The sequence below is a fragment of the Streptomyces sp. NPDC005303 genome (assembly GCF_040607335.1).
GTDB lineage: Bacteria > Actinomycetota > Actinomycetes > Streptomycetales > Streptomycetaceae > Streptomyces.
Window position 1 is genome coordinate 72,194 of record NZ_JBEXGM010000020.1, and the last position, 19,383, is coordinate 91,576.

Consider the following 19,383-nt stretch of genomic DNA (forward strand, 5'->3'; position numbering starts at 1 on the left):
CCGCCCTCGGCGGTTTTGCCTGGAAGGGTGACCTCCCGTGTCCGTGGCGCCCTGTCGGCCGCCCTGATCGCCCTGGCCTGCCTGCTGGCGCCCTTCGGCGCGCTGGCGGCCTGGGCGGCGTACGGCCTCGCCGACACAGGCCGGTACGTCACGGCGATGGCACCGCTCGCCGACGACCCCGCCGTGCGGGACAGCGTCGTGGACGCCGTGGAGGGCGAGGTCGGCGAGCCGGTACGGCCCTTCGTCCGCGCCCTCACCCGGAGCCGGGCCTTCGGCACCGCGTGGGACGAGGGCAACAGGGCCGTCCACCAGGCGGTGCTGCGGGCCGTCCGGGAGGGCGGCCACCACGAGGTGACCGTCGACATCGCACCCATCGCCGCCCGGGTGGAGCACCGGGTCACCCTGCCCCGCACCGAGGTCGCCGTGCTCCCGGCCTCCGGACTGGACCGTCTCAGGAAGGGCTACGACGTGCTCGAAGTCGCCGGTTTCTGGCTGCCCGTCACGGCCGCCGTCCTCGCCGTGGCCGGCATCGCGGTCGCCGCCTGCCGCCGCCGCGCCCTCACCGCGACCGCCCTCGGCACGGCGCTCGGCGGCGCGCTGCTGGGCCTCGCCATCGCCGTGGGCCGCCATCTCACCCTGACCGATCTGCCCGACCCGGTGCGGCGCCCCGCCGCGGGCGCCGTCTACGACGCCCTGACGGGCACCTTGCGTACGGTCTCCTGGCTGCTGGTGGCCGTCGGCCTGACGGTGGCTCTGACCTGCCGGCTCACCGGCCGGAGCGGCTGGCCGCGAGGCCCGCGAGGGTCCGCAGGGCCCGTTCCAGATCCGGCACAGCGGCCGACGCGAGCCCGAGCCTGACCGCGTCGGGGGTGCGGTTCGGGCCGACGGCGAAGGAAGGGCCGGGCGTGAGCGCGATACCGAGCGCCGCGGCGGCCGCGGTGAAGGTGTCCGCCCGCCAGGGGACCGGGAGTTCCCACCAGGCGTAGTACGCGCGCGGGTCTGACCGTACGGCGAACCCGTCCAGGCAGTCGGCCAGCACCCGCTGCCGGAGCGCCGCGTCGGCCCGCTTCGCCTCGACCAGCCGCGCCACGGTCCCGTCCACCGTCCACCGCGCCCCCGCCTCCAGCGCGAACCGCCCCGCACTCCACCCGCCGGACCGGACGGCGTCCGCCACCGCGTCCACCCGCTCCCGCGGTACGACGAGAAAGCCGACGGTGAGCCCCGGCGCGACCCGCTTGGACAGACCGTCGACGACGTGGGTGAGGGCGGGGGCGTGCACGGCGAACGGGTCGTCGGCCTCCGCCAGGAACGACCAGATGCGGTCCTCCACGACGGGAAGGTCCAGGTCGCTGACGGTGGCGGCGAGTTGGCGCCTGCGCCCGGCGCTCATCGTGACGGAGGTCGGATTGTGCAGGGTCGGCTGTACGTAGAGGGCGGAGAGGGGAGCCGTGCGGTGGGCGGCGGCCACCGAGTCGGGCCGCAGACCGTCCTCGTCCGTGGCCAGCGGCACCAGGGTGATGCCGAGCCGGGCCGCGATGTCCTTGACGACGGGATACGTCAGCTCCTCGACGCCGACCCGGCCGCCCGGCCGCACCAGCGAGGCGAGGGCGGCGGCGACGGACTGGCGAGCGTTGCCCGTGAAGAGGATCCGGGACGGGTCGGGCCGCCAGCCGGGAGTGGTGAGGAGAGCGGCGACGGCCTCGCGGGCGGCCGGGGTGCCGGTGGCGGCGGCCGGGCGGAGGGCCTCGGTCAGGACGTCGGGGCGCAGCAGGGGAGCGAGGGCGTCGGAGAGCAGCTCGGACTGGCCTTCGGCGGACGGGTAGTTGAGCTCCAGGTTGACGGATGTCCCCGCCTCCTCGATGAGGCCTCTGCCGGGCCGCACGGGCGCGGTGGCCCTCACGAAGGTGCCGCGTCCGACCTCCCCTACGACCAGCCCCCGCCGGACGAGTTCGCCGTACGCCCGCTCCGCCGTCGACGCGGCGATCCCGTGCCGGCGCGCGAACTTGCGCTGCGGGGGCAGGCGTTCGCCCGGGCGGAGCCGTCCGGTGGTGATGTCGGCGGCTATGCGGTCGGCGATACGCCGGTAGTCGTGCACGAGGAGCCCCCTGTGATTGCACTGAGGGCAAAGATTTTATTGCACCGAGAAGTCGGGCCGACCTAGGGTCGGCGCCATGACGGCGATCCCCCTGGTCCTGGTCCACGGCCACCCCTTCGACCACACGATGTGGCGCCCGCAGATCGAGGCGTTCTCCGCCTCCCGCCGCGTTCTCGCCCCGGATCTGCGCGGCTACGGCAGCGCGGCGGGGCTTTCCGAGGTCGAGCGGTTCGAGCGGTTCGCGCGGGACATCGAGGCGCTGCTGGACGAACTGGACGTCTCGGCCTGCGTGTTGGCGGGCCTGTCCATGGGCGGCCAGATCGCCATGGACTGCTACCGGCTCTTCCCCGAGCGGATCCGCGGTCTGGTCCTCGCCGACACCTTCCCGGCGGCGGAGACCCCCGAGGGGGTGCGGGTCCGGCATGCCATGGCTGACCGGCTGGAGCGCGAGGGGATGCGCGGGTACGCGGACGAGGTGCTGGCGAAGATGGTCGCGCCGTACGCCTCCCCCGAGGTCAAGGCACACGTCCACGGCATGATGACGGCCACCCGTCCCGCCTCCGCGGCGGCGGCCCTTCGTGCCCGCGCCGCCCGCGCCGACCACCGCGAGCTGCTCACCCGGGTCTCGGTCCCGGCGCTGGTGCTGGTGGGCGCCGACGACAGTTACACACCGGTCTCCGACGCCGAGGCCATGCACGCGCTGCTCCCGGATTCGGAACTGCATGTCTTCGAGGGGGCGGCCCACCTGCCGAACCTGGAACGGGCGGGGGAGTTCAACTCCGTGCTCGGGGAGTTCCTGGCGAAGGTCGACGCCCGCTCGTAGGCTCGGGACGGTGACCCGCCGAAGACTCGGTATCCGGACCGCCGCCCTGCTCTTCGCCGCCGTGAGCGTGATCCTGGGCTGCCGGCTCGCCGACACGGACGGCGTCACCCCCGTCCCCCAGTTCCTCGCCTTCCTGCCCTGGCTGCTCGCGCCCGCCGCGGCGGGACTGACCCTCACCCTGCTCACCCGCTGGTGGGCCGGGACGATCTGGGCGGTCGTCGTCCTCGGACTGCTGGCGTGGTTCATCGCCCCGTACGGCCGGGGCGGCGAGCCGGACGGCCGGGTGCTCACCTCCCTGCGCGTCCTCACCTCGAACGTCGAGTTCGGACGGGCCACCGACGCCCTCGTCACCGCCGTCCGCGAGGAGAGACCGGACGTCGTGTTCGTGGAGGAGTGCGAGTACGGCTGCTCGGCGACGCTGCGGCGGTCCCTGTCCGAGGACTACCCGTACCGGCGGTCCGTGGAGGGCGACGGCTCGACGGGCTCCGTCGTCCTCAGCCGCTTCCCCCTGAGGCCCGCCGCCGGGATCCCGGACGGCACCATGGGCATGCCCGGGGCCGTCGCCGACGTGCGCGGTCACACCGTACGGCTGCAACTCGCGCATCCGATGCCCCCACTGCCCGGCCAACTGGGCGTATGGCGGCGGGAGTTGCGGCGGCTGCGGGACTTCGCCGCTGCCGCGGGCGAGGCGCCCACCGTCCTGGCCGGCGACTTCAACGCCTCCCAGGACCACGCGGCCTTCCGCGCGATCCTCGACACCGGACTGCGCGACGCCGCCCGCCTCGCCGGCTCCGGACGCACGCCCAGCTGGCCGGCCCGCACCGCGCCGGTGATCGGCGCGCAGATCGACCACGTGCTGGTGTCGGCGGACTTCTCGGCCAGCGACGCCCGCTTCCTGGACCTGGCGGACACCGACCACCGTGCCCTGCTGGTGGACATCGCACTGCATGGGCCCGCCTGACCCGGGTGTTCATAATGACCCCATGTCCCGCATCGGCCTCACCCCGCCCGACTGGCTGGTCCGGAACCTCCAACCGCAACAGGCGCCCGTCAACCGGCCCGCCGTGGCCCGCGCGGCGATCGCGATGACCCTCCCCCTGGCGATCGGCCTCTGGATCGACCGGCCCCTGTACGGCGCCCTCGCCTCCATGGGCGCCCTGTCCGGAGTCATCGGCGACACCGCGGACGCGTACCGCATGCGGATCCTCAACATCGCGATCCCCCAACTGTTCGGCGCGGTCGGCGTGACCCTCGGTTCACTGGTGTACGGCCAGGGATGGCTCGCCGTCTGCGTGGTCACCGGTGTCGCCCTCGTCTCCGGGATGATCTCGACGATCGGCGCGGTCGCCTCCGTCTCAGGACTGCTCCTGCTGCTGAACTCCGTGGTGGGCGCGGGCCTGCCGATGCCGGGCGACTGGTGGCTGGCCCCGCTGCTGATGACCGGGGGCGGGCTGCTCGTCCTGCTGCTGGCCCTGCTGGCCTGGCCGCTGAGATCCGGGGTGCCGGAACGCACGGCGGTCGCGGACACGTACCGGACGGTGGCCGACCTGATGGCAGCCTGCGGTCGCGCGGAGTACGACGCGGCACGGCACGCCGTCACGCGGTCCCTGAACCAGTCGTACGACCTCGTCCTCGCCCGGCGCGCCCGCCACCACGGCCGCAGCCCCGAACTGACCCGTCTGCTGTCCCAGTTGAACGCGATCACCCCGGTGGTGGAGGCGGCCCCGGCGGCCCACCTGTCCGGCAGGCCGCTGGCACCGGAGATCCCGGAGGCGGTCCGCCACCTCGCCCGGGCGGTGGAGACGGGCTACACGGGTCCCATAGGCCTGAATCTGCCGGTTCCGGTGTCGGAGACGTCCCGGGCCGTCGACCACGCACTGCGCCACGCCGCCGAGGTCGTCGCCGTACCCGATGTGGACCCGCGCGGCATCGACGACCGCCTCGGCCGTCCGGCCGCGCTCGAGGTCCGGGCCGCCCGCGCCGCACGGAACGTCGCCCTGTCGGCGGCCTCCTGGCGCTACGGCCTGCGGCTGGCCCTGTGTATCGGCCTGGCCCAGGCGCTGGTCTCGCTGGTCCCCGTCCCCCGCTCCTACTGGGTGGCGCTGACGATCACGTTCGTGCTGAAGCCGGACTTCGGTTCGGTGTTCTCGCGGGCCCTGCTGCGGGCGCTGGGCACGGTGGCCGGGCTCGTGGTCGCGGCGGCGGTGCTCTCGCAGGTCCCGCGCGGCTGGTGGGACGTGCCGGTGATGCTGGTCCTGGCCCCGCTGATCCCCGCCTTGACCCCGCGGGGGTACGGCTACCAGACGGCCGCGATCACCCCGGTGATCCTGCTCCTGTCGGACGTCCTCAACCACCAGGGCACGGCCCTGTTGATGCCCCGCCTGCTGGACTCCCTGATGGGCTGCGCCATCGCCCTGGTCGCGGGGTATCTGCTGTGGCCGGAGAGCTGGCACACGCGGGTCGGTGACCGGCTGGCGGACGCGGTGGCGGACACGGCCCGCTATGTGGATTCCGCGTTCGGAGACTCTTCCGAGGGGGCTCGGATGCGCCGCCGTCTCTACCGCGATCTCTCCGTCATCCGCACCGAGTTCCAGCGCGCGCTGACCGAACCGCCGCCCACCGGACGCCGGGCCGCGGCCTGGTGGCCGCTGGTCGTCGCGGTGGAACGCATCGTGGACGCGACGACGGCGGCCAGGGTCCGCGTACGGCACGGCGCCCAGCCCCCGTCACCGGCCGAGGTCGTCCAGGTGACGCTGCAACTGAGGGAGTTGGCCGACGGCCTGCGCGAGGCGAAGACCCTCTACGAGGTCCGTACCGACCTCACCGGGCCCGCCGGCAGTGTGCTGGAGCCGGTACGCCAGGAGGTGGCGGCGGCGCGGGCGATCACGTCACCGCGCTGACCGCCGGCATGCCGGTGCGGGGTGGCGGTCAGCGGTCGGACTTGTGCAGGGCCTTGTCCATCGCCGCGGCCAGGCCGTTGGCTCACAGCTGGTTGACCCGGTTCCGCTCGGCGGAGTTCGGGATGGAGTTGGTGCAGGACGTGCCGGGGCCGCCGCCCGACATCAGCTCGCTGCACGGACCGGAGTAGTGGTCCGGCAGGCCGAGCACACGGCCTGTCTCGTGGGCGGTGACACGGGTCCGTCGGTCGAGGCGTACGAACCGCGCGAGTCGTTGCCCTCGCGGTAGGAGAAGTCGGTGTTCGCCGACGACCCCGACTGGAGTCTGACGTTGGACACCGAGCTGTTCCATATCTGGGCGCTGCGGCTTGTCCGGGCGCTGAACGACGGCCAGCTCGACGTGGCGTTCGTGCACGAGGTCGAGGGCTGCCCGCTGCACATCCCGCGGGAACTGTGCCTGCGGGTCCTGGTGGAACGCGAGCCGCCAGTTCGTGTCGTTGCCGGCGGACCATCCTGCGGCCGACCCCCTCTGGGGGAGGGCCACCGTGCAGCGGATGTTCCGCGCGGCCGGCGTCAACCCCGTGGTCCTGCAAGGCGACTACCACACGACCGACGCCCTGGTCGCGACCGGCGAGGTCGTCACGGTCTGCCAGCCGACCCGGGTGCCCCGCCCCGACACGGCGGTACGGCGGCTGCACGGCGACCCGCTCGGCGTACGGCTGCTGCTCGCGGCCCGCACCGAGACGGACCTGGACGGGGTCCGTCCCGCGCTGGAGGAGGCGTACTGGGAGAGCGCGCGGCAGGCACCGGCGTACCGGGAATGGCTGGAAGAGGACGGCCACCGGGAGAGGCGACCGGCGGTTCCGGCCATCCCCTGAACGGGGTCGCGCCGTCGCCGACGCCCCGTCGGCCACGTGCTCGCCGGCTTCTCCACCGTCGCCCCGCTGGTTGTCCCCCACGAGCCGAGTGGTGAACGGTGGATGGAATTGGGGGTGAATGTAACGGGGTGGACGTCCCTCGCGGGTGAAGTCCGGAAGTAGGTCTTGACGGCCGAGGCCCCCGTCACCTGCCCCTGCCCAAGATCGCGATCCGGTGCCGCTAACCTTACGTGTCCGTCCTGGCCAGGGATTGACGGGCTACAACTCATGCGAAGGGTTGCGCACATGGGCATTCTCACTCTCCTGCGGAACGCGTTCGGCGGCCGATCACGCAAGGGCGCTGCCACCGAGGCAGAGGGTGCGGTTCCTTCGCAGGAGGCGACGGAACCGAAGCTTCCGGCCCCGGCGACCGAGCCGACACCTCCCACCCCGGCGACGGCCACGGTCCCCGAGCCCCGCACCGCCACACTCTCCACCGAGTCCGAGCACGAGCTGGTCGCGGCCGCCTTCGACAAGGTGGCGGTCCCGAAACAGGGGTCTTCGACCGAGGAGGACCCGGCGCCGGCCGAGAAGACGGACACGGCAACGGACCCCGAGCCGGCGTCGGCCGAGAAGGCAGGCCCGGCAACGGAGCCCGAGCCGGCGTCGGCCGAGAAGGCAGGCCCGGCAACGGAGCCCGAGCCGGCGTCGGCCGAGAAGGCAGGCCCGGCAACGGAGCCCGAGTCGGCGTCGGCCGAGGAACCGGTGACCGAGACCGGGCGGGCCGCCGAGAAGCCGGCGGCAGAGGCCGAGGCGACCGACCAGGAACAGATCGCCGACGTTGCGACGCCTGAGGAGCCGACGGCTGCGTCCGCGCTGCCCGGCGAGGAGCCGGTCACTGCGGAGGAGGCGGCTGAGGCCGGGGCATCTGCGGAGGAGCCGGTGGCCGAAGAGCCGGTGGCGGAGAAGACGGACGTCGAGTCGCCGGTCGCGGACGAGCCGGTCGCGGAGGCACCGGTCACTGAGGAACCGGCCACTGAGGCGAGCGCCCCCGAGAAGCCGGTCGCAGAGACCCCGGACGTCGAGATCCCGGACGTCGAGGAACCGGTCGCTGTGGCCGCCTCCGAGGAGCCCGTCTCCGAGGAACCCCCCTCCGACGAGACCACGCCCGAGAAGTCCGCCTCCGAGCAGCCCGCCCCCGAAGCGCCTGCCGTTGAGGAGCCGGCGTCCGAGGAGCCCGTCGCCGAAGCGGAACCGGCCGCGGAGGTCGAGGCAACCGCTGAGGAGCCGGCCTCGGTGGAGGAATCGAAGCCGCAAGCCGCGAAGGCGGAGACGGAAGCCGCCGCAGAGGCCGAGACCGCCGTGGAACCGGAACCGGAACCGGCAGCCGAGGCCGTCCCCGATGCCGAGCCCGAAGCGACTCCGCAGCCCGAGACGGTCGTACCGCCGAAGACCGAGCCGCAGCCGACCGCCGAGGTCACCGCCGAGGTCACCGCCGCGGCAGCAGACGTGGCGCCCGCAGGTGGTGCGGGTGGGAACACCAAGGCCGTACCCGCCACCCTCCGCACGGCCTACGACGCCGCCGAGGCCACTCTCTCCACCCACGACCTCGCCGGCACCACCGCGAAGACGTACCTCGTGCTGGACCGCTCCGCGAGCATGCGCCCGTACTACAAGGACGGCTCCGCGCAGGCCCTGGGCGAGCAGACCCTCGCCCTCGCCGCCCACCTGGACCCCGAGTCCAAGGTGCCCGTCGTCTTCTTCTCCACCGAACTCGACGGCACCGGCGAGCTCACCCTCGCCGACCACGAGAACAAGATCGACGAGCTCCACGCGGGCCTCGGCCGCATGGGCCGTACCAGCTACCACGCGGCCGTCGAGGAAGTCCTCGCGCACCACACCAAGGAGTCCCCCGACACCCCCGCCCTGGTCGTCTTCCAGACCGACGGCGCCCCGGACGCGAAGACCCCGGCCACCCAGGCCCTCACGGAGGCGGCGAAGACCCACCCCGCCGTCTTCTTCTCCTTCGTCGCCTTCGGCGACCCGGAGAACAAGGCCTTCGACTACCTCCGCAAGCTCAAGCTCACGAACACGTCCCACTTCCTCGCCGGCGAGACCCCGAAGGAACTCACGGACGCGGAGGTCTACGAGGGCATCCTGGCCAACTGGCGCCCGTGACAGAAGCGGCAGCGCAGGACGGGGCCCGGCAACCGCCGGGCCCCGTCCCCGTTCCGCCACTACGCTTCCGCCCATGGCGGCCACCGGATCAGCGAAGCAGGGCGAGAAGGCGTACTACGTCTCCACCCCCATCTACTACGTCAACGACGCTCCTCACCTGGGCCACGCCTACACGACCGTCGCGGGCGACGTGCTCACGCGCTGGCATCGTCAGCGCGGCGAGAGGGTGTGGTACCTCACCGGTACGGACGAGCACGGTCAGAAGATCATGCGGACCGCCGAGGCGAACGGCGTCAGTCCGCAGGAGTGGTGCGACAAGCTCGTGGGGGAGGCCTGGAAGCCCCTCTGGGAGCACCTGGAGATCGCGAACGACGACTTCATCCGCACCACGGAGAGGCGCCACACGGACCGTGTCCAGGAGTTCGTCCAGGACCTGCACGACAAGGGCGAGATCTACAAGGGCGGTTACGAGGGCCCGTACTGCGTCGGCTGCGAGGAGTACAAGCTGCCCGGCGACCTCATCGAGGCCGAGGACGGCACACAGCTGTGTGCCATCCACAAGAAGCCGGTGGAGCTCCTCAAGGAGGAGAACTACTTCTTCAGGCTGAGCGAGTACGGCGACCGGCTCCTCGCCCACTACGAGGCCGAGCCCGGCTTCATCCAGCCCGAGTCGGCCCGCAACGAGGTCGTGAACTTCGTACGCCAGGGCCTGCAGGACCTGTCCATCTCGCGCTCCACCTTCGACTGGGGCGTCCCGGTCCCCTTCGACGACAAGCACGTCATCTATGTGTGGATCGACGCCCTGCTGAACTACGCGACGGCGGTCGGCTACAACGAGAACCCGGCGAAGTTCGAGAACACCTTCCCCGCCGACGTCCACCTCGTCGGCAAGGACATCCTCCGTTTCCACGCGATCATCTGGCCCGCGATGCTGATGGCCCAGGGCCTCCCGCTCCCCGGAAGGATCGCGGCCAACGGCTGGCTGATGGTCGGCGGCGAGAAGATGTCCAAGTCCAACCTGACGGGCATCAAACCCCAGGACCTGACCTCCCACTTCGGTGTGGACGCGTACCGCTGGTACTTCCTGCGCGCGATCGCGTTCGGCCAGGACGGCTCGTTCTCCTGGGAGGACTTCTCCGCCCGCTACACGAGCGAGCTGGCGAACGACTACGGCAACCTCGCGTCGCGCGTGGCCGCGATGGTCGGCAAGTACTTCGGCGGTGTGCTCCCCGAGGCATCGGCAGCGGGCGACGCCGAGAAGGCGATCCGGGCGGGGCTGGCGAATACCGTCACCGAAGCCGACCGGCGCATCGGCGACGACCTCGACTTCCAGGGCGGCATCCTCGCGATCTTCGACTTCGTGAAGCAGGTCAACGGCTACCTCACGGAGCAGGAACCGTGGAAGGTGGCCAAGGACGATTCACCTGAGGGCCGAGCCCGCCTGGCGACCGTCCTCTACACGGCGGCGGAGGCGCTCCGCGCGATGGCGGTCCTCCTCAACCCGGTCATGCCGGACACCTCCCACAAACTCTGGGACTCCCTCGGCGCGGAGGCCGCCCTGGGCGCCCTCGCGGACCAGAAGGTCCAGGAAGCGGGCCAGTGGGGCCGGCTCCGCCCCGGTGCGACGGTCACCAAGGGCGCGGTGCTCTTCCCTCGCCTGGAGGAGAAGCCGAGCGCGTAGTGGCTCAGGACTCGGGCTCGGCCAGCCAGGCGGTCGACTGGCCCGTACGACCGGCGATGGTCTCGAAGTCCCGGTCGTGGTGGAGCAGGGTCAGACCCGACAGCTCGGCCGTGGCGGCGAGGAGCAGGTCGAACGGTCCGGCCGAGCGGTGCTCGCCGTTGTCGGTGAGGAGCTGCTGAACCTCGCGGGCGCGCTGGTAGATGCCGTCCGGCATGAGGGTCCAGCTGAACAGTTGCCGCAGCTCCTCCTGGATGCCCTCACGGTCCGCTCGGCCGCGCGCGGAGAAGAGGATCTCCAACTCGGTCAGATCACAGAGCGCGACCAGACCGTTGTCGAGCAGTTGCCCCCACTGCTCGTCGTACGCATCGCTGCTGAGCAGGCGCACGGCAGCCGAGGTGTCGACCAGATACGGGACATCACTCATCGTCGGTGGTTCCTCTTGTCCAGGAGGATGTCGAAGTCGCCGCGCGCCCCCCTCTCACGGAGCTTGGCCAGCGCCACGGCCCGCCTGCGCCGCTTGGCGACTTCCAGCAACGCGGTGTTGACGGTGTCCTTCTTGGTCTTCGTGCCGAGCAGGAGCTGGGCTTCCGCCAGAGCCTCGTCGTCAACCTCGATGAGCAGCTTCGACATGACGGACCTCCGTATATAGACCATCTGAAGCGCAGATATATTACAGGTCCTGGCAATCCTCCCGGTCGACTACGATTTCAGAGTTCGTACGACAGCCCGGCCCCGCAGCCGGCAGCGACCTGGGAGCAGCCCCCGATGGCTCGACACCTCATCACCAGCGCCCTTCCGTACATCAACGGGATCAAGCACCTGGGCAACATGGTGGGGTCCATGCTCCCGGCGGACGTCTACTCCCGTTACCTGCGCCAGCGCGGCCACGACGTGCTCTACATCTGCGCGACGGACGAGCACGGCACCCCGGCGGAGCTGGCCGCGAAGGAGCAGGGGCTGCCGGTCGACGAGTTCTGCGCGCAGGCGCACGACGCGCAGAAGGCGGTCTACGACGGCTTCGCGCTGGCCTTCGACTACTTCGGCCGCAGCTCCAGCGAGCAGAACGTCGAGATCACCCAGCACTTCGCCCGCCGCCTCAACGAGAACGGGTTCATCGAGGAGCGGGCGATCCGCCAGGTGTACTCCCCGACCGACGGCCGTTTCCTCCCGGACCGCTATGTCGAGGGCACCTGCCCGCACTGCGGCTACGACAAGGCCCGCGGCGACCAGTGCGAGAACTGCACGCGCGTCCTGGACCCCACCGATCTGATCAACCCTCGCTCGGCGATCTCCGGCTCCACCGATCTGGAGGTCCGCGAGACCAAGCACCTCTTCCTCCTCCAGTCCAAGCTCCAGCACGAGGTCGAGGAGTGGGTCTCCCGGCACGAGGCGGACTGGCCGCAGCTGGCCTCCTCCATCGCCCGCAAGTGGCTGACCGAGGGCCTGCACGACCGCGCGATCACCCGTGACCTGGACTGGGGCGTCCCCGTCCCCTCCGACACCTGGCCGGAACTCGCGGCGGAGGGCAAGGTCTTCTACGTCTGGTTCGACGCCCCGATCGAGTACATCGGCGCGACGAAGGAGTGGGCGGACCTGGACCCGGAGAACCGGGACTGGAAGTCCTGGTGGTACGAGGCGGACGACACCGTCCGCTACACCGAGTTCATGGCGAAGGACAACGTCCCCTTCCACACGGTGATGTTCCCGGCCACCGAGCTCGGTGTGCGCGAGCCGTGGAAGAAGGTCGACTACGTCAAGGCCTTCAACTGGCTGACGTACTACGGCGGGAAGTTCTCCACGTCCCAGAAGCGGGGCGTCTTCACCGACCAGGCCCTGGACATCCTCCCGGCCGACTACTGGCGCTACTTCCTGATCGCCAACGCCCCCGAGTCGGACGACTCGTCCTTCACCTGGGAGCACTTCACGGCGACGGTGAACAAGGACCTCGCCGACACCCTCGGCAACTTCGTCAACCGCGTCCTGTCCTTCTCCAAGAAGCGCTTCGGCGAGGAGGTCCCGGCGGGCGGCGAGCCCGGTGAGGCGGAGGCGAAGCTGGGCGAGGAGATCGCCCGCCTCCTCGCGGAGTACGAGACCCAGATGGAGGCGCTCCAGTTCCGCAAGGCGGCGGCGGCGCTGCGCGCCCTGTGGTCGGCGGGCAACTCCTACCTGGAGGAGAAGGCCCCCTGGCTGGAGATCAAGACCGACAAGGACGGCGCGGCGCTGACCCTGCGCACCGCGATGAACCTGATCCACCTGTACGCGGTGGTCTCGGAGCCCTTCATCCCGGCGACGGCGAAGGCCATGCGCGAGGCGTTCTCCCTGGAGGCAGACACCGCCACCTGGGTCACCGCCGACGAGGCCCGCGCCCTGACCGCCCTCACCCCCGGCACTCCCTTCACCGTCCCCCCGGTCCTCTTCGCCAAGCTGACCGACGAGGACCTGGAGACGTACAAGGAGCGCTTCGGCGGCTCCCCGGAGTAGTCCGGAAGCCGCCCCTGGACAGTCCGGATACCGACCCGGGCATCGCCGTGTCCGCGCCAAGCCGTATGGTTTGCGCCATGGCAGTGCCCGGGGTCATTCCTGTCGCGTACGAGCCGAAGCACCGCACCGAGACGATCGGGCGGTATGCGGAGGGTCAGTTCCTGGCGTCGATCACATATGCCTTCCCTGAGGGATTTCACCTCGAGGAGGGCTGGGAAGATCAGAAACGCCTGTACGCGGTACTGCACACCTTCGACACGGAGGGCAATTACCGCGACTCGGACATCTGGTGCGCCGGCACCTGGGCGGAGCAGCAGCGCGACCCGAGCGGCGAGGCCTCGCCCCTCACCCGCGCCCAGGTGCACCGGGCGACCCTGCTCCGCAGTCTTCCCCGCCGCTCCTACACGGACATCGCGATCCGCCCCTTCAGCATCTCCCACGAGGGTGTGCGCTTCGGCCTGGTGATCCGCGAGGACGAGGGCGAGCAGTGGGCGGAGCTCTACCCTGACCGCCTCGCCTTCGCGGAGCCCTGGGACGGGACGTACGACACCTGAGCGGTGCGGCCGGCAGAGCACTCCGGAGCCCGTCGTCGTTGTGCCTCGGTACGCGAGGGCCGGGGGCTCGTGGTCCCCCGGCCCCCGCGCGTCTCGTGTGCTACTTGAGCACGCCCGCGCCGGTCGTCGTGGCCAGGGACATCGGGAGGTTCTTCACCGCGGATGCCGACGACTCCAGGCCCGCCGTCAGGGTCGGCATCCAGTTCACGCTCGTCTTCAGGTCCTTCGAGGACACGGCGTTGTACGCGGCGACCAGGTCCGTGACCGTGCCGTTGACCTGGTTGCCGGAGCCCGCGATCGCGCCCGTGCCGTCACCGCTGAGGAGCTTGGACACCTTGACGGTGGACGGGACCTTCCAGTAGTTGTCCGCCGCGACGACCTGGGCCTTGGCGCGGGAGTTGATGCTGTACTGCAGCGCGTAGCCGTTGAGCGTCGTCACGTCGTAGAAGTTGTCGTAGATGTGGATCTGGCCGACGCGGGACAGGGGCGCCCGCTGGACGATGCCCTTCCACACGTTGTGGTGGATCGAGACCCGCAGCTTGCCGCTGGGCTCGCTGTCGCTGCTGCCGATCAGCATGGTCTTGTCGTGGTTGGTGAACTGGTTGCGGGAGACGGTCACCAGGTCCGAGCTCTTGGTGATGTCCAGCGCCCCGTCGTGGATCTGGTACTCACGGCCGAAGTACTTCGGGTTGGCGGTGTCCAGGTGCGGCGCGTCCGTGAACGAGTTGTGGTCCGCCCAGACATGGGTCGCGCCGCGCAGGGTCACCGAGTCGTAGTTGGAGTTCCAGTTGCCGTCGGCGCCGTCCGTCGGGTCCCACTGCGGGAAGCAGTCCTCGGTGGCGGCGAAGGCGAGGTTGCGGACGATGACGTTGTCCACGTTCTGGATCTGGAGCATGCCACCGGAGATCCCGGCCTTCGTGCCCGGCTCCCCCACGATCGTGGTGTTCGCGGGCACCTTGAAGACGATGTTCGCTGCCTGCTTCTTCTGCGCGGCGGCACGCGCGGTCTCCTGTGTGCCGGACGGCAGCTTCGAACGGCCGTAGGTCGCCGGGTCGAACGCCTTCAGGTAGGAGGAGAGCGAGTAGCCCGTCCCGGACGCGTAGTTCGCGCAGGTCAGCTTCTTGCCGGCGGCGTCGGTGTTGGCGTCGATCGTGCCCTTGACCTTGATGATCCGCGGGGTGGTGTCGGACGCGGACCCGAGCGCCTTCACGAGCTGCGCCCGCGTGGAGACGGTGAAGGTGTGCGCGGAGTCGGCCTTCGTGCCACCGGTCGTGCCCGTGCCGGACGACGCCCAGCCGTCCTTCGCGGCGAGCGTCTGGTGGTACAGGTCCACGGCCTGGGCGTTCGCGTTCATCACGACGGCACCGGCACCGACGCCCGCGGCCACCACGGCGGCGGAGACGACCAGGGTGCGGCGGGTGCGGAGGGACCGGCGGTGGGAGGCAGAGGCCACGGGGGGATTCCTTACGAGCGGTGGTGGGACATGTGCGTTTCATGGAGCACCGGTGAAGGCGCTTCCGTCCTCAAGTAGCCGCCGGGATCAAGGGGGTTGCCGCGACGCACATTTTTTTCGTACTGCCTCCCCACGCGTCTCCACCCAGCCTTCACGGGACTCCGGCCTCCTCCGCGCCTCACACCCGCCCCTCCTTACCCGGCCTTCACCCCTCTCTTACCTGTGGGTAAGGTTTGCTGACTCATAGGAAAGGACCCTCAGTTGGGCAGACACGCCCCGAGACGAGCGGGCCGTGCCACGCTCGTCTCCGCCCTGGCCGTAGCGGTGGCGGCCGGTTCGATCACCCTGTTCTCCAGCACCGAGGACACCGGCGCGCAGGCGGCCACGACCGCGTCCGGCGGCACCACCGAGATCGTCCTGGACGATCCCCGCAGCACCACCCCCCGCACCGATCGCCTGCTTGCCGCGGGCGCGACCGGCTTCCTGCACCGCCGGTCGGGGGTCGCGGGCCTGCTGTGGACGGGCTATGGGGACGGCATCACCGTCCCCGTCGAGGGCCCGACCGGGGTCTACCAGCCGACCACCACCAGCTGCTACGACATCTCCGCGCGCTGTGCCTCGGGCGTGTTCGGGCAGGCCGCCGACACCGTGGCCCTGCCCCACCGCACCTACGGCGACCCGGTGTCGCTGTGGAGCCCGGGCGGCGGCGCCCTCAGGACCGTGGACCTCCGCCAGTCGGCCACCCGGGTGGGCACCTACGGCGAGACCACCGTCACGGTCGAGTGGAACGGTGTCGTCGAAGGCCAGGAGCTGGACGGCTATGTGCTGCACCTGGTCGACCTGGTCGACGGTCAGCAGCGCGACCGCGTGGTCTCCGGCCTGCCCGCCGACGGGACCTGGGAGGGCAACACCGGGCGCACCGGCGACGCGAAGGGCGCCCTGCTGAGCTACCCGGTCCGCGACGAGAACGGCGACTTCACGTCGTACACCGTCGGCTACCTCGACTTCGCCACCGCCGAGCTGACCCCGGCCTTCACCGGACTGTCCCGGGAGTCGGTGCCGGAGGTCGTGCTCACCGAGGACCACGTCGGCTGGTACACCGAGGCCTCCGGCCTGCACCTCAAGCCCCGCGCCGACCTCACCGCCGCCGAGAGCACCCCGGTGGCCGGCGAGGACCTGCCCGGCACCCCGGTGCCCGTCCTGACCGACGACTGGCTGGTCCTCGCCACCGACGGCGGCCCCGTCCGGGCCGTCTCCCTGGCCGACGGCACCACGAAGACCCTGCTGACGTGGTCGTACGGCACCCCCCTGGCCGCCCCCGACGGGACCGCGCTGGTCACCGGCGGCTCCGCCGCGGCCGACTGGTGGGTCCAGCGCGTCGTCACCGGCGCGGACGGCACCCCGCAGCTGAAGAAGATCGCCAAGGTGCCCCCGCTGGAGAACGCCAAGACGGGCGTCGCCCTGAGCCGGGGCAGCCTGCGGGTGGCGGAGGACAGCTCCACCAGCTCCATGGACACCACCTCGGTCCGCGCCCTCACCACCGACGGCAGCACCGGGCTGACCGCCTCCGCGGCCACGGCCGGCGACTCGGTGGCCGCCAAGTGCCCCTACCCGGGCACCACCTGCTCCGCACTGTGGGGCAACAGCGTCACGGGCCCCGAGGACGTCTTCCTCAACACGTTCGCCGACGTCAACGAGGGCGGCAGCGGCCTGGAGAACGCCGACCAGCTCGTCGCCATCAGCGACGGCACGTCCAACAACACGCTGACGTACGGCACCCAGGACGGCACGATCGTCGACGTCTCCGACAACTACGCCGTCTACAACTCGGGCGGTACGACCCCGACGCAGTACATCGGTGAGTTCGGTTACGGCGATCCGCTCAAGCGCTCGGTCCGCGCCGCCGCCCTGAACGGGTCCGTCCTGTGGAGCGCGACCACCACCGCGGGCAGGCTGACCTCGTACAGCCTGACCGCCAAGAAGACCCTCGCCACGGTCGACGTCCCGAACCTCGGCTGTGTGCCGGACGAGCTCCAGGCGGCGGGCCGCTGGGTGTACTGGTCCTGCGCCGGCGCCCCGGCGGGCGTCTACGACACCAAGGCCGCCAGGTCGGTCGCAGTCACCCCCGGTGACGTCCTGCTCGGCGACGGCTTCACGGTCCGCCACGACCACGGGACCGACCAGCTGGTCCTCACCGACACGACGACCGGTGCCACCCGCGTCGTCGCCTCCGGTCTGCCCGACTCGGGTCTCTCCGTGGACCGCCGCTTCCGGTGGACGGTCGACGAGTACACGGGCCTGGTCGCCTGGTTCGACACGTTCGAGCAGACCCATGTGGCCACCACCGGCATCACCCCGTCCGCGGTGACGGCGTTCCGCACCGAAGCCGAGGGCTACGTGGAGCCCGGCTCCACGACGGCCTGGACCGGCCAGTGGGAACTGTCCCGCCCGGTCACCTCCTGGTCGCTGACCTTCACCTCGGTGCAGAGCGGCGCGACCGGCAGGGCCACCCGCACCCTCACCGGCGGCGCCGCCTCGGCGGAGGTCACGGCGAACTGGAACGGCAAGACGTCGAGCGGGATCCCCTTCCCCCACGGCGGCTTCACCTGGACGCTGAAGGCGACCGGCCTGGGCACGACCGCCCCGGTCACGGTGACGAGCGGCGAGGGCTACCTGTTGCACGGCTCGGCGGTCCGCCACGACTTCGTCAGCCCCGACGGCCCGGACGGCCGCGGCGACCTGCTCACCCTCAACTCCTCCGGCGGGCTGACGTTCCAGGGCGGCACCGGCACAGGGAAGTTCGGCGAGAAGGTCAGCGCCGGCGGCTGGCCCACCACCATCAGGGCGATCCCCTTCGGCGACCTGAGCGGCGACCGCTGCAACGACGTCCTGGTCCGGCTGAGCAGCGGCGCCCTGCGCCTGTACAAGCCCGGCTGCGGCTCGGCGGTCAAGCCGTCGACGTCGTACACGACCCTGAACGCCGGCGGCTGGAACCAGTACGACGTGCTGACCTCGCCCGGTGACCTCAGCGGCGACGGGCGCCCGGACCTGATCGCGCGAGGGGCGTCCAGCGGCACGGTCTACCTCTACAAGGGCACCAGCACCGGCAAGCTCTCCGCACGCGTGAAGCTCTACGACAACTGGAAGGGCTACAAGAAGATCGTCGGCGCCGGCGACCTCAACGGCGACGGCAGGGCGGACCTCGTCTCCCGCGACACCGGCGGTGCACTGTGGCGCAACAGCGGTGACGGCAAGGGGTCGTTCGGGGCGAGAGCGAAGATCGCGACCGGCTTCGGCAGCTACAAGTTCCTTTCATAGAGGGGGAAGTCCACCGGCGGTGATATTGCCGAGGGCGCCCGGGGCCATGCGGTCCCGGGCGCCCTCGTATGTGGTCGCGGAGGGCGTCAATTGTTGTCGTTCGTCGCGTCCGGGTCGACGCCCATCGTGATCGAGCCGATGACGCCCTTGGCGATGTTCTTCTTGTTGTACTTCAGCTTGAGCAGGCCGCCGGTGGTGCCGCTCTGGTCGTAGATCGTGTCCTCGGTGAGCGTGGTGCGCTCGGTGGTGCTGGTCGAGTACGGCTCGACCTCGGCGGAGGCCAGCACGGACTCCTCGTCGAAGAAGAACTGGCCGGTGTGGCAGGTGTTGCCGCCCTCGTACCCGGCGTCCGTCCACTCGCCGTTGACGTGCACCTTGGTGTGGATGTGCACACAACGACCCCGGTACCAGCCCGGGAAGATCGTCCTGAAGGTGACCTGGCCGTGCCTGTCCGTCTTCCAGGTGCCGCGCAGATAGCGCTCGTCGTCGGTGGGCTCCTCGTGGCCCCCGCCGCCGGTGCCTCCGGTCGGAGCGCCCGACGGCGGCTCGCCCGTGGGGGTGCCGGAGGGGGTGCCGGACGGTGCGTCGGTCGGGGCGGTGCCGCCACCGCCGGTCGACAGGCTCTCGTAGCCCGAGTAGATGCCGAGCGCGTCGCAGTGCCAGATGTCCACGGCCGCGTCGCGGATCGGCTTGCAGGTCTCGGAGTCGATCACCTTGAGCTGGAGGGTGAGGGGGATACCCTCCTTGTCCTCGGTGATGTCCTGGCGGATCTTGTCCGCGTCGATGTAGTACGGCCCCTCGGTGGTCTCCGAGGTGAGCTTGTAGCAGGCCTCGGCGGCGGTGGAGGTGCTGCTCGCGGCCGCACTCGTGCTCGTCTCGCCCGCGAAGGCACCCGACGCGGCGAGGGTGCCGCCCGCGCCCACCGCCACGGCCGCGCCCGCTCCGGCGACGACGACCTTGCGTCGCGTGAGGTCCTTCTTGTGTTTCGGCTGGTTTCCCGTCATGAAAGGCGAAGTTAGGTAAGAAGGCTGTCCTCAGCATGGGAG

Annotated in this window: 14 protein-coding genes and 2 pseudogenes; 10 read left to right on the forward strand and 6 right to left on the reverse strand. The window is 71.0% G+C overall.

The window, feature by feature from the left end; genetic code table 11:
* Positions 1 to 27: 27 nt before the first annotated feature.
* On the forward strand, positions 28 to 858 hold the full coding sequence (locus tag ABZT93_RS25750; protein WP_356108676.1) for a hypothetical protein: 831 nt from the start codon (positions 28 to 30) through the stop codon (positions 856 to 858).
* On the opposite strand, the gene ABZT93_RS25755 is transcribed toward ABZT93_RS25750, so the two are convergent.
* The gene (locus ABZT93_RS25755; protein WP_356108678.1) at positions 767 to 2,095 is read right to left on the reverse strand and encodes a PLP-dependent aminotransferase family protein; all 1,329 of its coding nucleotides are present in this window, start codon (positions 2,093 to 2,095) and stop codon (positions 767 to 769) included. The genes ABZT93_RS25750 and ABZT93_RS25755 overlap by 92 nt on opposite strands.
* 76 nt (positions 2,096 to 2,171) lie before the next feature.
* Between ABZT93_RS25755 and ABZT93_RS25760 the strand changes: the two genes are divergently transcribed.
* Genes ABZT93_RS25760 through ABZT93_RS25770 form a run of 3 tightly spaced genes read left to right on the forward strand, consistent with a single transcriptional unit; the run spans position 2,172 to position 5,818 of the window.
* Positions 2,172 to 2,918 carry an alpha/beta hydrolase gene (locus ABZT93_RS25760; RefSeq protein WP_356108681.1) on the forward strand — a complete coding sequence of 249 codons (747 nt, stop codon included), beginning with the start codon at positions 2,172 to 2,174 and terminating at the stop codon, positions 2,916 to 2,918.
* Positions 2,919 to 2,928: 10 nt separating this feature from the next.
* Positions 2,929 to 3,879: an endonuclease/exonuclease/phosphatase family protein gene (locus ABZT93_RS25765; protein WP_356108684.1), complete on the forward strand. Its 951-nt coding sequence runs from the start codon at positions 2,929 to 2,931 to the stop codon at positions 3,877 to 3,879.
* Positions 3,880 to 3,901: 22 nt separating this feature from the next.
* Complete coding sequence (locus ABZT93_RS25770) at positions 3,902 to 5,818, forward strand: FUSC family protein (RefSeq protein WP_356108687.1); 1,917 nt, start codon at positions 3,902 to 3,904, stop codon at positions 5,816 to 5,818.
* 82 nt (positions 5,819 to 5,900) lie between these two features.
* On the opposite strand, the pseudogene ABZT93_RS25775 reads toward ABZT93_RS25770, so the two are convergent.
* Positions 5,901 to 6,220 (reverse strand): annotated as a pseudogene (locus tag ABZT93_RS25775) (snapalysin family zinc-dependent metalloprotease); the annotation flags it as partial.
* Here ABZT93_RS25775 and ABZT93_RS25780 point away from each other — a divergent pair.
* From ABZT93_RS25780 to metG (ABZT93_RS25790), 3 genes and pseudogenes are all read left to right on the forward strand, one after another.
* Positions 6,183 to 6,693 (forward strand): annotated as a pseudogene (locus tag ABZT93_RS25780) (LysR family transcriptional regulator); the annotation flags it as partial. The pseudogenes ABZT93_RS25775 and ABZT93_RS25780 overlap by 38 nt on opposite strands.
* A 285-nt stretch (positions 6,694 to 6,978) precedes the next feature.
* A complete protein-coding gene (locus tag ABZT93_RS25785; RefSeq protein ID WP_356108690.1) occupies positions 6,979 to 8,850 on the forward strand; it encodes a VWA domain-containing protein in 1,872 nt (623 codons plus the stop codon).
* A gap of 73 nt (positions 8,851 to 8,923) precedes the next feature.
* Positions 8,924 to 10,531, forward strand: coding sequence for a methionine--tRNA ligase (metG, locus tag ABZT93_RS25790; RefSeq protein ID WP_356108693.1), 1,608 nt, complete (start codon positions 8,924 to 8,926; stop codon positions 10,529 to 10,531).
* A gap of 4 nt (positions 10,532 to 10,535) precedes the next feature.
* Here the strand turns inward: metG (ABZT93_RS25790) and ABZT93_RS25795 are convergent, their stop codons facing one another.
* Both ABZT93_RS25795 and ABZT93_RS25800 read right to left on the reverse strand, forming a co-directional pair.
* The gene (locus ABZT93_RS25795; protein WP_356108695.1) at positions 10,536 to 10,955 is read right to left on the reverse strand and encodes a PIN domain nuclease; all 420 of its coding nucleotides are present in this window, start codon (positions 10,953 to 10,955) and stop codon (positions 10,536 to 10,538) included.
* Positions 10,952 to 11,161 carry a type II toxin-antitoxin system VapB family antitoxin gene (locus ABZT93_RS25800; RefSeq protein WP_356108699.1) on the reverse strand — a complete coding sequence of 70 codons (210 nt, stop codon included), beginning with the start codon at positions 11,159 to 11,161 and terminating at the stop codon, positions 10,952 to 10,954. Before ABZT93_RS25800 ends, ABZT93_RS25795 begins: the two co-directional genes overlap by 4 nt.
* A gap of 135 nt (positions 11,162 to 11,296) precedes the next feature.
* Between ABZT93_RS25800 and metG (ABZT93_RS25805) the strand changes: the two genes are divergently transcribed.
* Together metG (ABZT93_RS25805) and ABZT93_RS25810 are read left to right on the forward strand one after the other, a co-directional pair.
* A complete protein-coding gene (gene metG, locus ABZT93_RS25805) occupies positions 11,297 to 13,012 on the forward strand; it encodes a methionine--tRNA ligase (protein WP_356108702.1) in 1,716 nt (571 codons plus the stop codon).
* 77 nt (positions 13,013 to 13,089) lie between these two features.
* Positions 13,090 to 13,566: a hypothetical protein gene (locus ABZT93_RS25810; RefSeq protein WP_356108705.1), complete on the forward strand. Its 477-nt coding sequence runs from the start codon at positions 13,090 to 13,092 to the stop codon at positions 13,564 to 13,566.
* A gap of 100 nt (positions 13,567 to 13,666) precedes the next feature.
* Here the strand turns inward: ABZT93_RS25810 and ABZT93_RS25815 are convergent, their stop codons facing one another.
* Positions 13,667 to 15,019 (reverse strand): polysaccharide lyase family 1 protein, encoded by a 1,353-nt coding sequence (locus ABZT93_RS25815; protein ID WP_356108707.1) that lies wholly within the window; start codon positions 15,017 to 15,019, stop codon positions 13,667 to 13,669.
* A 261-nt stretch (positions 15,020 to 15,280) separates the two neighbouring features.
* Between ABZT93_RS25815 and ABZT93_RS25820 the strand changes: the two genes are divergently transcribed.
* Positions 15,281 to 18,337 (forward strand): VCBS repeat-containing protein, encoded by a 3,057-nt coding sequence (locus ABZT93_RS25820; protein WP_356108710.1) that lies wholly within the window; start codon positions 15,281 to 15,283, stop codon positions 18,335 to 18,337.
* A gap of 86 nt (positions 18,338 to 18,423) precedes the next feature.
* Here the strand turns inward: ABZT93_RS25820 and ABZT93_RS25825 are convergent, their stop codons facing one another.
* Positions 18,424 to 19,341, reverse strand: coding sequence for an intradiol ring-cleavage dioxygenase (locus ABZT93_RS25825; RefSeq protein WP_356108713.1), 918 nt, complete (start codon positions 19,339 to 19,341; stop codon positions 18,424 to 18,426).
* Positions 19,342 to 19,383: the final 42 nt, after the last annotated feature.

Excerpts from the sequence above, each read along its gene's own strand:
- ABZT93_RS25760 (WP_356108681.1), top strand. The coding sequence starts at position 2,172 with ATGACGGCGATCCCCCTGGTCCTGGTCCACGGCCACCCCTTCGACCAC.
- ABZT93_RS25770 (WP_356108687.1), top strand. The coding sequence starts at position 3,902 with ATGTCCCGCATCGGCCTCACCCCGCCCGACTGGCTGGTCCGGAACCTC.
- ABZT93_RS25785 (WP_356108690.1), top strand. The coding sequence starts at position 6,979 with ATGGGCATTCTCACTCTCCTGCGGAACGCGTTCGGCGGCCGATCACGC.
- metG (WP_356108693.1), top strand. The coding sequence starts at position 8,924 with ATGGCGGCCACCGGATCAGCGAAGCAGGGCGAGAAGGCGTACTACGTC.
- ABZT93_RS25795 (WP_356108695.1), bottom strand. The coding sequence starts at position 10,955 with ATGAGTGATGTCCCGTATCTGGTCGACACCTCGGCTGCCGTGCGCCTG.
- ABZT93_RS25800 (WP_356108699.1), bottom strand. The coding sequence starts at position 11,161 with ATGTCGAAGCTGCTCATCGAGGTTGACGACGAGGCTCTGGCGGAAGCC.
- metG (WP_356108702.1), top strand. The coding sequence starts at position 11,297 with ATGGCTCGACACCTCATCACCAGCGCCCTTCCGTACATCAACGGGATC.
- ABZT93_RS25810 (WP_356108705.1), top strand. The coding sequence starts at position 13,090 with ATGGCAGTGCCCGGGGTCATTCCTGTCGCGTACGAGCCGAAGCACCGC.
- ABZT93_RS25825 (WP_356108713.1), bottom strand. The coding sequence starts at position 19,341 with ATGACGGGAAACCAGCCGAAACACAAGAAGGACCTCACGCGACGCAAG.